The organism is Alsobacter sp., from assembly GCF_059501845.1.
The window spans coordinates 107,595-121,872 of sequence record NZ_JCACDK010000001.1 but is presented as its reverse complement, the minus strand read 5'-3'; the positions used below and the strand labels follow the sequence as shown (position 1 = coordinate 121,872).

Here is a 14,278-nt window from a genome sequence, read left to right as displayed (position 1 = left end):
GTCCGTTTCGTTAAACGAGCCCGACCTGCTGAAGCTTTGTCGTCATGATCTCCCGGTCGAAGGGCTTCATGATGTACTCGTCGGCCCCGGCATGCATGGCGCGGGCGATGTGGGCCACGTCGTGCTCGGTGGTGCAGAACACCACCTTCGGCGACCGCCCGCCGGGCGAGCGGCGCAGCGCCTTGACGAACTCGTAGCCGTCCATGTTGGGCATGATCCAGTCGACGATGATGGCGTCGGGCATGCGCTCGTAGCACATGGCGAGTGCCTGCTGGCCGTCCTCGGCCTCGGTGATCTCGAAGTCGAGCGCCTCGAGAATGCGGCGCGTCACTTTCCGGATGACGGGCGAGTCGTCCACGACGAGACAGTGCTTCATCAGAATTCGCCTTTCGAAGCGGCGGGGCGCGGCCGGTCGGAGTGGCCAGCCAGCGCGGCAGGGGAGAGGACGGCGTCGATGTCGACGACGACGAGCAGCCCGTCGTCCAGCCAATGGATGCCGGACGAGAAACGGGCCCAGCGGGGGTCGAGATTGATCGGGTTCGGCTGCTTGTCGGCCACGGGCAGGCTCACGACCTCGCCGACGCTGTCGACGATGAGGCCGAAGGACTCACCGCCATATTCCACGCCGACGACCATGCGCTCGCCCGTGACCGGGAGATCCGGCAGTTCCAGAAGGCGGCGCATCGAAAGGGCCGTGACGACACGGCCGCGCAGGTTCAGCAGCCCGCAGATCTCGGGAGGGGAGAGCGGGACGGGGGTGATGGCACCGGCGAAGAACACGTCCTGCACGAGGTCGATCGGCAGGCCGAAGCGCTGGCCGCCCACAACGATGGTCACGAATTCCTGCCGCAGGGCTGCGGCGTCCTCGTCGGCCCGTTGGAGCATCGCGGCGCTCATGCTGCGATCTCGCCTGCCTCGGAGGCTTCGGCCAGAGCCTCGATCAGCCCCTTGCGGTCAAACTTGGCGACCACGTCGGCCAGGCCGAGCCGGCGTGCGCGGTCCAGCGCGTCGGGCCGCATCTGCGAGGCGAGGCCCACGATCGGCACCTGCGGAAGGCGTCGGTCCCGGCGGATCGCCTCGGCTATGTCGAAGCCATTACGTTCGGCGGCGTCGATGTCGGCGACCACGAGGTCGATGGGATCACCCCGCTCCAGCAATTCCAGCGCGGCGTCCACCTCGGCGAGCGCGATCACCTCGTAGCGCTCCGCCTTCAGCACGGGCACCAGCAAGCCCCGGAAGAACGGGGCAGCGTCGACGAGCAGGATGCGTTGCGGACGGCTGGCGCGCTGCGACGGCGTTGTCTCGAACCAGTCGGGGTATGCGAGCGGGAGGTAGTGCGCGAGGTCGATGATCTCCGTCGCGCGGCCGCGGATCACCGCCGACCCGATGACGCCGGGCCCCTGCCCCGTCGCGCGGATCTCGACGTGGTCCTCGACGATGTCGACGATCTCGTCAACGGCCAGTCCCGCCGTGCGGTTCTGCTCGGAGAAGACGAGCACGGGCTGCACGCCGCCGGACCGGATCGCCATGCCCGGCGCGGCCTGCACGATGGGAATGAGGTCGCCACGGTACTGCGCCACGTTGCGTCCGCCGACCGTCTCGATGGCGGTGACGTCGAACTCCTCCAGCCGTGTCACGGCAGCCAGCGGCACGGCCTTCAGGTCGCCGTCGCCGGCCTTGAAGACGAGGAATGAGCTGCGCTCCTCGTGCAGGCGGCGCCGGACCGGAGAGGTCTCCTCGGGGGTGGCACGGATCGGCTGCGGTGCCTCGCCGATACGGGCCAGCATGCCGTTGGGATCGAGAATGAGGATGACCGCTCCGTCGCCGAGGATCGTGTTCCCGGAGAACAGCGTGAGGTTGCGCAGGAGCCCGGACATGGGCTTCACCACGATCTCCTCGGTATGGAACACGGCGTCGACGGCCACGCCGAAGGTACGCTTGCCCACCCGCATCACGACCACGAATCCGTCGTCACCGGGGGCGGACTCGGCGGGGTTGTCGAGACCGAGGAGGTGCGTCAGGCGGACCACCGGGACCAGCATGTCGCGCAGGCGCAGCAGCCACGTTCCGCTGATCCGCTCGAAGCGCTGCTCGCCGGAGCCGCGCGCCTGCACCAGTTCGACGACGGACGCCTGCGGGACCGCATAGCGCTGACCGGCCGTCTCGATGATGAGCGCCGAGACGATCGCCAGCGTGAGCGGGATCTTCATGCTGAAGACGGTGCCCTGGCCCGGGACCCAGCGCACGTCGACGCTGCCTCCGATGAGCTCGATGTTGCTGCGCACCACGTCCATGCCGACCCCGCGGCCGGAGACATGCGTCACCTTGGAAACGGTTGTGAAACCCGGTTCGAAGACGAAGCGGGCAACGCGCCCGGGGCTCATGCGCTCGATTTCGGCCGGCGTGGCGAGACCGCGTTCGATCGCCTTGGCGCCGACCCGGCGCGTGTCGATCCCCCTGCCGTCGTCGGCGACCTCGATGGTGATGGTGCCGCTCTCGTGGACGGCCGAGACCTTGATCACCCCGCGCGGCGGCTTGCCGGCGGCGATGCGCTCATGGGGAAGCTCTATGCCATGGTCCGCGGCGTTACGGATGAGATGGGTGAAGGGGTCCTTCACCAGTTCCAGGACCTGCCTGTCGAGCTCGGTCTCCGCCCCGGTGAGGACGAGCTCAATGTCCTTGCCGAGCTCGGCGCAGAGATCACGGGTGAGCCGCGGCAGCTTCTGCCACGCGGTGCTGATCGGCTGCATGCGCGTCTTCATCACGCGCTCCTGCAGCTCGGCCGTCACGCTGGAGAGGCGCTGCAGCGGCACCTTGAAGTCGTTGTTCTCGTTGCGCCGCGCGATCTCGATCAGCTGATTGCGGGTGAGCACCAGCTCCGAGACCATGGTCATCAGGCTTTCGAGGATGTCGAGGCCGACGCGAACAGATTGCACGCTCCCCGGGCGTGAAGCGGGGGCCGGCTTGGTGGTGGCGTCGGCGGGAAGGTCTTCCTTCGGAGCAGCCGGCGGAGGCGATACAATGGCCTGGAGCTGCGCCGGAAGGGCGGGCGCGAGCGAGGCGATGAGGTCGAGCGCGGCGGCCTCGAGCTGGTCACCCTGGCGCGCCGGAGGGTCGATCACGGGCAAGCCGTCATCGGGAAGTGCGAAGGTATCCGCCGCGCTGTTTCCGACCTGTCCCTCAAGCTTGAAGATGAGTTCTAGATCGTCGCCGTCGGGCTCGGCCGCGGTCTCCTCCAGGCCCTTGATGATCGCCTTGATGCGGTCGATCGTCGCCAAAGTCAGTGTGACGGCGTCCGCAGTGACCGGCGCGCCCTCGCGAAAATGCCCGATCATGCTCTCGGCGGCGTGCGCGAGGGCCTCCAGCCGAGGCAGCCCGAGGAAGCCGCAGGTGCCCTTGATGGTGTGAACCAGCCGGAAAATATGCGCGAGAACCGTCTCGTTGTTCGGCTCTCGCTCGAAACGCACGAGTTCGCGATCGACGCTCTCGATCGTTTCAGACGTCTCGGTCAGAAAATCGCGAAGGATCTCGTCCATGGAGCCTGTTCCGGCGGCGCTGCGGCAGACGCCCCAAACCGGTCCATGAAAGACAAAAAGGGCTTAAGATCGCGTTGCGAAGCTCAGGCCGCTGCGGCCTGCGGTTGCGGCAGCGCCGAGATCGTCACCGTGTCGCCCTCGATCGAGAGCGACACGTCCATGTGCGCGGCACGGGCGATCATGCCGGTGTAGTAGGGCTGGATGGAGTGGGCGTCGACAGTGCCGCTCTCCGGCTCGGCCGCCAGCAGCCCGGGCACCGGCGGGGGGATGCGGGCATTGATGCCCTTCGACACGACGCGGAACGTGCCCTGCTCGCCCTCGACGGTGACGTTCACCTCGATCGTGCCGCCGCGCGGAACGGCAGTAGTGGCGATCAGAAGCAGGTTCAGGAGCAGCTTCACCTGGTTCTTGGGGAGCAGCACGCGGGGTGCATTCCACACTAGCGTGGTGCGCTCGTCCTGGATGAAGCCGCGGGCCACCTGCTCGGCGTCGCCAGTGTCGATCGAGGCGCCGGCCGATCCAGCCGCTCCAAAAGCCAGCCGGGCGAACTGAAGGCGGGCCGAGGCCTGCCTCGCGCTCTTCTTGATGAGGTCCTGCGCGAAGCCGCGCATGGACTCGTCCTTTTCGTCCTCGAGCACTTCGAGGCCGTTGACGATGGCGCCCACCGGGCTGATCACGTCGTGGCAGACCCGGCTGCACAGCAGGGCGGCGAGGTCGAGGGATTCGAGCGTGACAGCGGTCATGATGGCCTCCGCGGCCTGTGCCGCACGCCCGAAATTGCCGAGAGGGCCGGGCCTGTCAAGCCCGCGAGCCTGCAACCTTCAGCCAGTCCGGCCGGCGGAAGGGCATCAGTGGCTCAGCGTTGCGGCGAGTTGGACCCATGCCTTGTCGGCCGCCGCGCTGTCGTGGTGCTGCAGAAACTGTTGGCGGGCCTCGCTCGACCGGAAGAGGTAGAGACGATCATTCTGCACCACGAAGTAGTGCGGATCCGAGACGACGATGACGCCGCGCTCCATGCCTTCGGCGTCGTAGCCACCGTAGGCAGGGATGTAAACCTCCGGGTGGGCTGCGAATTCGTCGCGATTGGCTTCGGATTGGAATCGCCAGACCGTGCTGCCGATTCGGTATTCGACGTCGCGCCGACCCGGTTGTGCCTCGCCTTCGACGAAATACGCGACGGGGTCGAAACCGAAGAGGGCGAACCCCGACGCGGGGTCGGAAAGGACACGCTCGGCCACCCCGTCGAAAACGCGCGGTTCACCGGCACGCGCCGGGTGAGTCCCGGCGGCAACGGTCAGGGCGACAACGAGGGCAGCGGCGCCAAAACGCCTTGCAACAGACATCTTTGCCTAGACACTGAGAAATGAGCGGGACCGGGCTTGATTCGGAACGGTCAGACTCGGCTGGTCCGGACACTAGCATCGAGAGCTTGACGCCGGGTTGATACGCAGAGCGGGAGATTGCAGGAATGCGGAACGCGTGCCCCGGGAACGCAGGGACCGACGACGAAGCGCCCGCGCCGAGGCCGTCCGCCATCAGCCGGCGAAGCCTTGCACTTGGTTTCCTGGCAGCGGCCCTGACCGCGGCGCCGGCGGCGCTGGCCCAACAGCAGGGAGGGGCGCCCGGCACGTTCTCGCCGGACGAGCTCGTCAATTCGGGGCACAAGTTCTTCGGCAACGTCTCGCGCGGCCTCGCCTCCGTGATCGAGGAAGCGACGCGCCGCTGGGGCCAGCCAAACGGCTACGTGCTCGGCCAGGAAGGCAGCGCCGCCTTCGTCGGTGGCCTGCGCTATGGGGAAGGCGTGCTTTACACCCGCAATGCCGGCGACCGCCGCGTCTTCTGGCAGGGCCCGTCGCTGGGCTTCGACTTCGGCGGCCAGGGGGCCCGCACCATGATGCTGGTCTACAACCTTCCCGCGGTGGACTCGCTGTTCCAGCGTTTCGGGGGCGTGGACGGATCGGCCTATTTCGTCGGCGGCTTCGGCATGACGGCCCTCGTCGCCCAGGACACGGTCGTGGTGCCCATCAGCGCCGGCGTCGGCGCTCGCCTCGGCGTCAATGTGGGTTACCTGAAGTTCACGCCGCAGGCGACCTGGAACCCCTTCTGAACTCCCGGCCTTGCCCTCGCATCAACTCAACGCGATGTGGTGGGGGCTCAAGAATATGCTAAGACGTTGAAGCCCAGAACATGGCGTTGTCGCGGAGCGAGGGCGAACAGCAGTGATCGAAGCAGCCATGCTGTTCGGCGTGGGCTTCCTTGTGGCGGCCCTGCTGGCACTGCTCGTGCTGCCGGCGCTCTCCCGCCGCGCCGAGAGGCTGGCGCGCCGCCGTGTCGAGGCACGCCTTCCCCTGTCGATGGCCGAGATCGCCGCCGAGCGTGACCACCTGCGTGCCGATCTCGCCGTGCAGGCCCGGCGCCTCGAACTCAGGGAAGCCGACATCGAGAAGCGCATCGGTGAGCACGTCGTCGAACTCGGCCGCCGCGCCGTGCGCATCGCCGATCTCGATCGTGATCTCACCTCCCGCAGCGATGAACTGGCCACCCTCACCGCTCGCCACGAAACGGCGCTCGAGGATCTCGCCCGCACGCGCGAGACCCTGTCGGGGACGGTGTCGGAGCGGGACCTGACTGCGGAGACCCTTGCCGCACGGGAGGCTGATCTCGCCGCACTGCGCGAAGCCCATGCCGGCGTGCAGGAGACTGCCGAGCAACGCCGGCTCACGATCGCCTCGCTGGAAACGACGGGCGAGGCGCTCCGGGTCCGTATCGGCGAACTGCAGCGCGAGGGAGCCGAACTGCGCCAGGCCGTGTCCTCCCGGGACCTGTCGATCGCCGAGCTGCAGACGGCGCGCTCCGTGCTGGAGCACCGCCTCACGGACGCGACGCGCAGCCGCGACGAGCGCACGCAGTCGCTCGAGCAGGTGAGGGAGGATCTCGCCGACGTGACGACCCGCCTTACCGAGGTCGATGCCGAGAACGAGACACTGCGCACCAACCTCGTGGCGATGGAGGATCGCGCGGTCAAGGCCGAGGAAAGCCTGCTGCGCGCCCGCGAGCAGGTGCACGTCGTGGAGGCGGAGCTCTCCGCCCATCTCGAGAAGCTGCGGGCCGAGAAGGCCGCCGCGGACGGTGCGCTGGACACCCTGCGGGCCGAGCGCCGCCAGCTGCAATCGGACCTGGTGGAAGCCCGGCAGGCGCTCGCCGACATCTCCAACGCCAGCGAGGCCGATCACGCGGCGCTGCGCTCCGAGATCGACAGAATCGCTTCCGAGATCCTCCGCATTCACGGCCCTCCCCCGGCCGCAACCGGCACGCCGGATCGCCGCCGCGCCCGTCTTGCCGCGGTCCCCGACGCGAGCTGATCCGCCGTCGCGTCGCATCCGGGGCAGTAAAGGTCCGGATTTTAATGTCCTGAAACCCGTCCCTGCCCTGAAACCGACATGAACTGTCGGATTCAGAATTGACGTTGCGGCAGTGGGGTCCAGAGTTGGACACAGGGTGTCGCTTTGGGGGAAGTGGACATGTTCAGGACTCACGCGACATCCGGATCCGGCGAGGCGGCCGCCGAAGCCGGGCAAATCGGAACACCCGACAGCGTCCACACCTTCGGGTTCCTGATGGTGCCCGACTTCTCCATGATCGCCTTCACCTCCGCGCTGGAGGCCCTGCGGCTCGCCAATCGCTGCTCCGGGCGCACGCTCTACGGCTGGCGCGTCTTTTCGCCGGACGGAAATCCGGTGAAGGCCTCCAACGGCGTCGCCATCGCGGTCGACGGTTCCTATGCGGATGTGGGACCGATGCCGGCCGTCGTGGTCTGCGCCGGCGTCGACGTGCATCGCTTCGATCATCGCGAACTGATCGCAAAGCTGCGCACGCTGGCCTTCTACGGTGTCTCCATCGGCGCCGTCTGCACGGGAACGTGGATCCTCGCCAAGGCCGGCCTGCTCAGCGGCCGGAAGTGCACGATCCACTGGGAGAACCACGACAGCTTCAAGGAGGAGTTCTCCGACATCGACGTCACGCAGGAGCTCTTCGAGATCGACCGGAACCGCTTCACCTGCGCCGGCGGCACCGCCGCCATCGACATGATGCTGTCGATGATCGCCAAGCAGAAAGGGCCGGACATCGCGGCGCAGGTCACCGACCAGCTCATCCACCACCGCATCCGCGACGCCCATGAACGCCAGAGGATGGAGCTTCGCGCCCGCCTCGGCGTGGCGCATCCCAAGCTGCTCGCCGTCGTGTCGGAAATGGAGAAGAGCCTGGAGGTCCCCCTCTCCTGCTCCGAACTCGCCGAACAGGTCGGCCTCTCCACCCGCCAGCTGGAGCGGCTGTTCCGCAAGTATATCGGCGAGGCGCCCACCAAGTACTATCTCAGCCTCAGGCTGAACCGGGCGCGCTTCCTGCTGCGCCAGACCTCGATGCCGATCCTCACCATCGGGCTTGCCTGCGGCTTCGTCTCCGCCTCGCATTTTTCCAAGTGCTACAGCGAACATTTCGGCCGTACGCCGTCCCAGGAACGCCGGCACGTCGCGTAGACGCCCGGGCGCATCCTCCATCCCAGGAGCACCGCATGACTGCATCCCGAACCGCCACCGGCCGCTGCCTGTGCAGCGCGGTGAGCTACCGCGTGAATGGTCCACTGCGGGAGTGCGTCGCCTGCCACTGCTCGCAGTGCCGCCGCAGCAGCGGAAACTTCGTCGTCGCCACCTCCGCTGCCAGTGGCGATCTCGCGGTCGACGGCAGCGAAAAGCTTGCCTGGCACCGCTCTTCGGATGCTGCCGAACGGGGGTTCTGCCGCGAGTGCGGAAGCAACCTCTTCTGGCGGCGTTTCGGCGGCGATCGCACGAGCATCATGGCAGGCACGGTGGACCCGCCGACAGGTCTCTCCGTGGCGCTCCACATCTTCGTCGCCGACAAGTCGGATTTCTACGACATCACGGACGACGCACCGCGCCACGACGCCTGGTGACAGCGCGCGCTGCGCAGGTGACATCCGCCGAGCGGGCCGCCTAAGCTCGCGCGCTGGAGGGATGTCCATGATCCGCTACGTCACCGTCGGCGCCAGCAACCTGAAGCGCGCCGCACTCTTCTATGACGCCACGCTGGGCGCGCTCGGCTATGCGCGGCTGAAGACGACCAAGGCCGAAATAGGCTACGGCCCGGTGCCGGTGGGCCAGACGGCCGTGTGCCGCTTCTGGGTGCTGGAGCCGTTCGATCGCGGCCCCGCAACGCCGGGCAATGGCGTCGACGTCGCCTTCGAGGCGCCCTCCCGCCGCGCGGTGGATGCATTCCATGCTGCAGCCATCGCCGCGGGTGGACGGGACGAAGGTGGCCCCGGCCTGCGTCCGCAGTACGGGCCAGGCTTCTACACGGCCTATGTCCGCGACCTCGACGGGAACAAGCTCAATGCCGTCTACCTGGAGGACGCATAGGCGCCGGTATCCGGTCGCGCTCTCGACGGGAAGTGTCGTGATTCCAGTTCCACGTCGCAGGTTTGTCATTCACCATGCGCCCAACACCCCGCCAAAGAGACAGGGTGCGCAAACGAAATCGAGGGGAGTTCCTTGCAATGAAGAAGACCCTGGCGTCCGCAGCCTTCGCGGCCGTACTCGTATCCACCGCGGCGTTCGCGGCCGAACCGGACAGCTGCAAGACGGTACGCTTCTCCGATGTCGGATGGACCGACATCACCGCGACTACCGCCACCACCTCTGCCATCATGAAGGGCCTCGGCTATACGCCGAAAACCGAAGTGCTGTCCGTGCCGGTGACCTACAAGTCGATGCAGGGCAAGAACATCGACGTTTTCCTGGGCAACTGGATGCCCACGATGGAAGCCGATCGCAAGCCTTACCTGGACGACAAGTCCGTCGAGGTGCTCGGCGCCAATCTCGAAGGCGCGAAGTACACCCTCGCGGTCCCGGCCTACACCTACGACGCCGGTCTCAAGACGTTCGGCGACATCGCCAAGTTCCAGAAGCAGCTGAGCGGCAAGATCTACGGCATCGAGCCCGGCAATGACGGCAACCGCCTGATCCTCGGCATGATCAAGGACGACAAGTTCGGCCTGAAGCCCTTCCAGGTGGTCGAGTCCAGCGAGCAGGGCATGCTGGCGCAGGTCGAGCGCGCCACGAAACGCAAGGACCCGATCGTCTTCCTCGGCTGGGAGCCCCATCCGATGAACACCAAGTTCAAGATCAAGTACCTGGAAGGCGGCGACGACGTCTTCGGGCCCAACTACGGCGGCGCCACCGTCTACACCAACGTCCGGGCCGGCTTCACCCAGGACTGCCCGAACGTAGGCAAGCTGCTCTCCAACCTGAAGTTCTCCCTCGGCATGGAGAACGAGATCATGGGCGCGATCCTGTTCGACAAGCAGGATCCCGACAAGGCCGCGACGGCCTGGCTGAAGAAGAACCCGAAGATGCTCGACGATTGGCTGGCCGACGTGACCACCTTTGACGGCAAGCCCGGGCTGGCAGCCGTGAAGACCTCGATCGGGGTGAAGTAATCGAGCCAGCGGCACGAGGAGGGAGCCGGCCGGACCAGGGGCGGCTCCTTCCCTCGTGTTGAAAGGCTCTCGGCCGTCATTGCGGCGAAGGCAGCGACGAAGCAACCCGGAAGAGCCTGCGCGATGCGATGCCATGCACCAGGGCCAGATTTGGCTTGAACTGACAGGGACCGGGGGGCGCCGTCATGGAAGAGTGGTTCACCAGCGTGAAGCTGCCGATCGGTGACTGGATGGAGTCGTTCGTCGGTTCGCTGAACGAGAACGCACAGGGCTTCTTCGACCTCGTGTCCGTCGTCCTGCAGACCGTGATCGAGGCGCTGACGGCGACGCTTCTCGCCATCCCGCCGATCATACTCGTCGCCCTCTTCGCCGGCGGAGCCTGGTGGCTTCACCGCTCCTGGAAGCTCAGCCTCTTCATCGTTTTGGCGCTGCTGCTGATCATCAACCTCGGCTACTGGCAGCCGACCATGGAGACGCTCTCCCTGGTCATCTTCGCCACGCTGACCTGCGTCATCATCGGCGTTCCCGTCGGCATCGCCGCGGCACACCGGCCGTGGCTCTACACGGCTCTGCGCCCGGTGCTGGACCTGATGCAGACCATTCCCACCTTCGTCTACCTGATCCCGACACTCATCCTGTTCGGCCTCGGCGTCGTCCCCGGCCTGATCTCGACCGTGATCTTCGCCATTCCGGCGCCGATCAGGCTCACCCATCTCGGCATCACATCAGTGCCGAAGCAGCTCATCGAGGCCGGGGAGTCGTTCGGAGCCACGAAGAGCCAGCTGCTCTGGAAAGTGGAGCTTCCCTGCGCTTTGCCCACGATCATGGCGGGGATCACCCAGTGCATCATGCTGAGCCTGTCGATGGTGGTGATCGCCGCGCTCGTCGGAGCCGACGGCCTCGGCAAGCCTGTCGTGCGGGCGCTGAACTCCGTCAACGTCTCGATGGGGTTCGAGGCGGGCCTCGCCATCGTCATCCTCGCCATCGTGCTGGACCGGGTGTTCAAGCAGCCCGAGCGCAAAAAGGCGGGGGGACAGTGACATGTCGGCTGTCGAGTTCCGCAACGTCGACATCATCTTCGGCGACCGATCCTCGGAGGCGGTGCGTCTCCTGGACGAGGGCCGCAGCCGTGACGAGATCCTGAAGGCGACCGGCAGCGTGCTCGGCGTCGCCGGCGCCTCCATGAGTGTCGAGGAAGGCGAGATCTGCGTCCTCATGGGCCTCTCCGGCTCGGGCAAGTCGACCCTGCTGCGCGCCGTCAACGGCCTCAACAAGGTGACGCGCGGCGAGGTGTTGCTGCGGCACGGCGACAGGATGGTGGACGTCGCCAAGGTCGACCCCACGACCCTCCGGGCGCTGCGCACCAAGAGCGTCGCCATGGTGTTCCAGCAGTTCGCGCTGCTGCCGTGGCGGACCGTGGCCGAGAATGTCGGGCTCGGACTCGAACTCCGCGGCGTGCCGAAGGCCGAGCGCGACGCCGTCGTGCGCGAGAAGCTCAAGATGGTCGCGCTCGACCAGTGGGCCGGGAAGTACGCCCATGAGCTCTCCGGGGGCATGCAGCAGCGCGTCGGCCTCGCCCGCGCCTTCGCCACCGACGCCGACATCCTGCTGATGGACGAGCCCTTCTCCGCGCTCGACCCCCTGATCCGCACCAAGCTCCAGGACGAGTTGCTCGACCTTCAGCGCAAGTTGAAGAAGACGATCCTCTTCGTCAGCCACGACCTCGACGAGGCCCTGAAGATCGGCAATCACATCGCCATCATGGAGGGCGGCCGGATCGTCCAGTTCGGCCCGCCGGAGGACATCGTCCTCAAGCCGTCGAACGAGTATGTCCGCGAGTTCGTGGCCCATGTGAACCCGCTGAACGTTCTCACGGCCTACAACGTCATGCGCGACGTCCGCGACCTCGAGCCAGCCGACGAGGGCTGGGTGTGGCTGGATCGCCGCCGCACCACCTGCTTCCGGCTGGACGGCGAAAGGCGCGTGCTGGAAGCCAGGCAGGAAGGCCAGCCCGCCACGTGGCGCGCCTGCGAGGACGTGGAACAGCCGCTGCCCAAGGACGCGCGCATCGCCTTCTGGGCCCGCGCGCAGACTCCCTTGCGTACCGTCATGCTCGCCATGCAGCGCGATGCGGGCGCAGTTGCCGTGTTTGATCCCGAGGACCGTCTGGTCGGCGTCATCGGCGTCCGCGACATGCTGCAGGCCATCCTGCGCCGCAAGCCGCCCGAAGGGGTCGCTGCGGAATAGGGGCGGAGGGCTGGGTCCCTCACCCTTACCCTCTCCCTCATGGGAGAGGGGGACATTGACCCCTCGCCTGTTCGCATCCGAGGCGCCAAGCACAACACTTCCCGACCAAGCACGACGCCGAAGCCGCCCTCTCCCATGTTGGGAGAGGGTAAGGGTGAGGGTGAGTTTACCGCTGCGTATCTCGCCACTCCGGATGCTCGAACCACGGCACGTTCGACTGGGCCAGCAGGGGCTTGCCGAGGATGTGGTCCGCCGCCTTCTCACCAATCATGATCGCGGGGGCGTTGAGGTTGCCCGTAGTGACGACCGGCATGATGGACGTGTCGGCAACACGCAGCCCCTCCACGCCGATGACGCGCAGGTCCGGGTCGACCACCGCGCCGGGGTCGGACGGGTCCCCCATGCGGCAGGTGCCGCAGGGATGGTAGGCGCTCTCCACCTTCGCCCGGACGAAGGCGTCGATGGCGTCGTCGTCCACCACGTCCGCCCCCGGCGACAATTCCTCGGCGCGGTAGGGGTCGAAGGCCGGTTGCGCGAAGATCTCCCGCGTCAGGCGCACGCAGGCGCGCATTTCCTCGCGGTCGTCGGGGTGGCTCATGTAGTTGAACAGGATCGACGGCTTGTCGAACGGATCGGCCGAGCGCAGGCGCACGTGGCCCCGGCTCTTTGACCGCATGGGCCCGACATGTGCCTGGAAGCCGTGGCAGGTCATCATGGTCGACCCGTCATAGGCGATCGCGGCGGGCAGGAAGTGATACTGGATGTCGGGCCAGCGGATGCCGGCGCGGCTGCGGATGAAACCGCAGGTCTCGAAGTGGTTCGTCGATCCCAGGCCGTCGTGCAGGGCGAGCCAGCGCGCGCCGATGACGGCCTTCGACAGGGTGTTCATCGTCGAATAGAGCGTGATCGGCTCGCGGCACGCGACCTGGAAGTAGAATTCCAGGTGGTCCTGCAGGTTCTCGCCCACGCCCGGCCTGTCGGCCACGACTTCGATGCCGTGCTGCCTGAGCTCGGCGGCGGGGCCGATTCCGGACAGCTTCAGGAGCGCCGGCGAGTTGATCGACGAACTCGCGACGATCACCTCCTTGCCCGCGCGCACCACCTTCTCCGGGCCGCCCGGTCCACCCACGCGATAGGCCACGCCGACGGCCCGGCGGCCCTCCATCAGGATTCTCGTGGCGAAGGCGTGGGTCCGGACCTCCAGGTTCCGCCGCTGCATGGCGGGCCGGAGATAGGCATTCGCCGCACTCCAGCGGCGGCCGTCATGGATGGTCCGGTCCATCCGGCCGAAGCCCTCCTGCCGATAGCCGTTGACGTCGTCCGTCTCGGCGTAGCCGGCCTGCTTCGCGGCCTCCACGAAAGTGCGGTAGAGCGGGTTGTCCAGTCTGCCGTAGCTCGTATAGAGCGGCCCGTCCCCGCCGCGGTACTCGTCTGGTCCCTCCTCGCGCGTCTCGGCCTTGCGGAAGTAGGGCAGCACATGCCGGTAGCCCCAGCCCCTGGCGCCGAGCTCTTCCCATGTTTCGAAGTCGAGCGCATGGCCGCGAATGTAGACCATGCCGTTGATGGAGGACGACCCGCCCAGCACCTTGCCGCGCGGCGTGTGCAGGCGGCGGCCGTCGAGATAGGGCTCAGGCTCGGTGTCGTAGCGCCAGTCGTATTTCGGCGAGTTCATCGGGATGGAGAGCGCGCTCGGCATCTGGATGAACACCGAGCGGTCGCTGCCGCCCGCCTCCAGTACCGCGACGGTGGTCCGGCCATCCTCGGTCAGGCGGTTCGCCATCACGCACCCGGCCGAACCCGCACCCACGATCACATAGTCGAAGACGTCACTCATTCCGTTACCTGACAGCGTGTCATCCCGGGCGCGCTGCAGCGCGAAGCGGTGCTGCGCAGACCCGGAACCCAGGAAATTCCAGCGCTTCGGTCCTGGATCCCGGCTCTAGACTTCGCTCCGGCCGGGATGACGAGAACTCTTCTCGCT

Annotated in this window: 14 protein-coding genes; 8 read left to right on the top strand and 6 right to left on the bottom strand. The window is 67.0% G+C overall.

The features are described from left to right. Positions 1 to 10: 10 nt before the first annotated feature. The 5 genes from AC5JCN_RS00570 to AC5JCN_RS00550 form a co-directional block, all read right to left on the bottom strand. Complete coding sequence (locus AC5JCN_RS00570; RefSeq protein ID WP_495753056.1) at positions 11 to 376, bottom strand: response regulator; 366 nt, start codon at positions 374 to 376, stop codon at positions 11 to 13. Next, the gene (locus AC5JCN_RS00565; protein WP_495753055.1) at positions 376 to 897 is read right to left on the bottom strand and encodes a chemotaxis protein CheW; all 522 of its coding nucleotides are present in this window, start codon (positions 895 to 897) and stop codon (positions 376 to 378) included. The genes AC5JCN_RS00570 and AC5JCN_RS00565 overlap by 1 nt, the downstream gene beginning before the upstream one ends. Then, positions 894 to 3,536 carry a hybrid sensor histidine kinase/response regulator gene (locus AC5JCN_RS00560; RefSeq protein ID WP_495753054.1) on the bottom strand — a complete coding sequence of 881 codons (2,643 nt, stop codon included), beginning with the start codon at positions 3,534 to 3,536 and terminating at the stop codon, positions 894 to 896. The genes AC5JCN_RS00565 and AC5JCN_RS00560 overlap by 4 nt, the downstream gene beginning before the upstream one ends. 83 nt (positions 3,537 to 3,619) lie before the next feature. Beyond that, the gene (chpT, locus tag AC5JCN_RS00555; RefSeq protein ID WP_495753053.1) at positions 3,620 to 4,279 is read right to left on the bottom strand and encodes a histidine phosphotransferase ChpT; all 660 of its coding nucleotides are present in this window, start codon (positions 4,277 to 4,279) and stop codon (positions 3,620 to 3,622) included. A 105-nt stretch (positions 4,280 to 4,384) separates the two neighbouring features. After that, entirely contained in the window at positions 4,385 to 4,774 is a 390-nt protein-coding gene (locus AC5JCN_RS00550; RefSeq protein ID WP_495753052.1) for a YHS domain-containing (seleno)protein, read from the bottom strand. 230 nt (positions 4,775 to 5,004) lie between these two features. Between AC5JCN_RS00550 and AC5JCN_RS00545 the strand changes: the two genes are divergently transcribed. The 8 genes from AC5JCN_RS00545 (at position 5,005) to choV (ending at position 12,297) form a co-directional block, all read left to right on the top strand. Further along, entirely contained in the window at positions 5,005 to 5,643 is a 639-nt protein-coding gene (locus AC5JCN_RS00545; protein WP_495753051.1) for a DUF1134 domain-containing protein, read from the top strand. A 112-nt stretch (positions 5,644 to 5,755) separates the two neighbouring features. Next, positions 5,756 to 6,898 (top strand): hypothetical protein, encoded by a 1,143-nt coding sequence (locus tag AC5JCN_RS00540; RefSeq protein ID WP_495753050.1) that lies wholly within the window; start codon positions 5,756 to 5,758, stop codon positions 6,896 to 6,898. A 159-nt stretch (positions 6,899 to 7,057) separates the two neighbouring features. After that, positions 7,058 to 8,074 (top strand): GlxA family transcriptional regulator, encoded by a 1,017-nt coding sequence (locus AC5JCN_RS00535; protein WP_495753049.1) that lies wholly within the window; start codon positions 7,058 to 7,060, stop codon positions 8,072 to 8,074. Between the two features lie 35 nt (positions 8,075 to 8,109). Beyond that, positions 8,110 to 8,508 carry a GFA family protein gene (locus tag AC5JCN_RS00530; RefSeq protein ID WP_495753048.1) on the top strand — a complete coding sequence of 133 codons (399 nt, stop codon included), beginning with the start codon at positions 8,110 to 8,112 and terminating at the stop codon, positions 8,506 to 8,508. Between the two features lie 67 nt (positions 8,509 to 8,575). Further along, complete coding sequence (locus AC5JCN_RS00525; RefSeq protein WP_495753047.1) at positions 8,576 to 8,971, top strand: VOC family protein; 396 nt, start codon at positions 8,576 to 8,578, stop codon at positions 8,969 to 8,971. A gap of 137 nt (positions 8,972 to 9,108) precedes the next feature. Beyond that, positions 9,109 to 10,050 carry a choline ABC transporter substrate-binding protein gene (locus tag AC5JCN_RS00520; protein ID WP_495753046.1) on the top strand — a complete coding sequence of 314 codons (942 nt, stop codon included), beginning with the start codon at positions 9,109 to 9,111 and terminating at the stop codon, positions 10,048 to 10,050. A 185-nt stretch (positions 10,051 to 10,235) separates the two neighbouring features. Then, complete coding sequence (choW, locus tag AC5JCN_RS00515; RefSeq protein WP_495753045.1) at positions 10,236 to 11,090, top strand: choline ABC transporter permease subunit; 855 nt, start codon at positions 10,236 to 10,238, stop codon at positions 11,088 to 11,090. 1 nt (position 11,091) lies between these two features. After that, positions 11,092 to 12,297: a choline ABC transporter ATP-binding protein gene (choV, locus tag AC5JCN_RS00510; protein WP_495753044.1), complete on the top strand. Its 1,206-nt coding sequence runs from the start codon at positions 11,092 to 11,094 to the stop codon at positions 12,295 to 12,297. 166 nt (positions 12,298 to 12,463) lie between these two features. Here choV and betA read toward each other — a convergent pair whose 3' ends face one another. Continuing rightward, positions 12,464 to 14,131: a choline dehydrogenase gene (betA, locus tag AC5JCN_RS00505; RefSeq protein WP_495753043.1), complete on the bottom strand. Its 1,668-nt coding sequence runs from the start codon at positions 14,129 to 14,131 to the stop codon at positions 12,464 to 12,466. Positions 14,132 to 14,278 lie beyond the last annotated feature (147 nt).

What these genes read in the sequence shown, in the direction of transcription:
- AC5JCN_RS00520 (WP_495753046.1), top strand. Translation starts at nt 9,109, where the DNA reads ATGAAGAAGACCCTGGCGTCCGCAGCCTTCGCGGCCGTACTCGTATCC.
- AC5JCN_RS00525 (WP_495753047.1), top strand. Translation starts at nt 8,576, where the DNA reads ATGATCCGCTACGTCACCGTCGGCGCCAGCAACCTGAAGCGCGCCGCA.
- betA (WP_495753043.1), bottom strand. Translation starts at nt 14,131, where the DNA reads ATGAGTGACGTCTTCGACTATGTGATCGTGGGTGCGGGTTCGGCCGGG.
- choV (WP_495753044.1), top strand. Translation starts at nt 11,092, where the DNA reads ATGTCGGCTGTCGAGTTCCGCAACGTCGACATCATCTTCGGCGACCGA.
- AC5JCN_RS00560 (WP_495753054.1), bottom strand. Translation starts at nt 3,536, where the DNA reads ATGGACGAGATCCTTCGCGATTTTCTGACCGAGACGTCTGAAACGATC.
- AC5JCN_RS00535 (WP_495753049.1), top strand. Translation starts at nt 7,058, where the DNA reads ATGTTCAGGACTCACGCGACATCCGGATCCGGCGAGGCGGCCGCCGAA.
- choW (WP_495753045.1), top strand. Translation starts at nt 10,236, where the DNA reads ATGGAAGAGTGGTTCACCAGCGTGAAGCTGCCGATCGGTGACTGGATG.
- AC5JCN_RS00530 (WP_495753048.1), top strand. Translation starts at nt 8,110, where the DNA reads ATGACTGCATCCCGAACCGCCACCGGCCGCTGCCTGTGCAGCGCGGTG.
- AC5JCN_RS00570 (WP_495753056.1), bottom strand. Translation starts at nt 376, where the DNA reads ATGAAGCACTGTCTCGTCGTGGACGACTCGCCCGTCATCCGGAAAGTG.
- AC5JCN_RS00545 (WP_495753051.1), top strand. Translation starts at nt 5,005, where the DNA reads ATGCGGAACGCGTGCCCCGGGAACGCAGGGACCGACGACGAAGCGCCC.
- chpT (WP_495753053.1), bottom strand. Translation starts at nt 4,279, where the DNA reads ATGACCGCTGTCACGCTCGAATCCCTCGACCTCGCCGCCCTGCTGTGC.
- AC5JCN_RS00565 (WP_495753055.1), bottom strand. Translation starts at nt 897, where the DNA reads ATGAGCGCCGCGATGCTCCAACGGGCCGACGAGGACGCCGCAGCCCTG.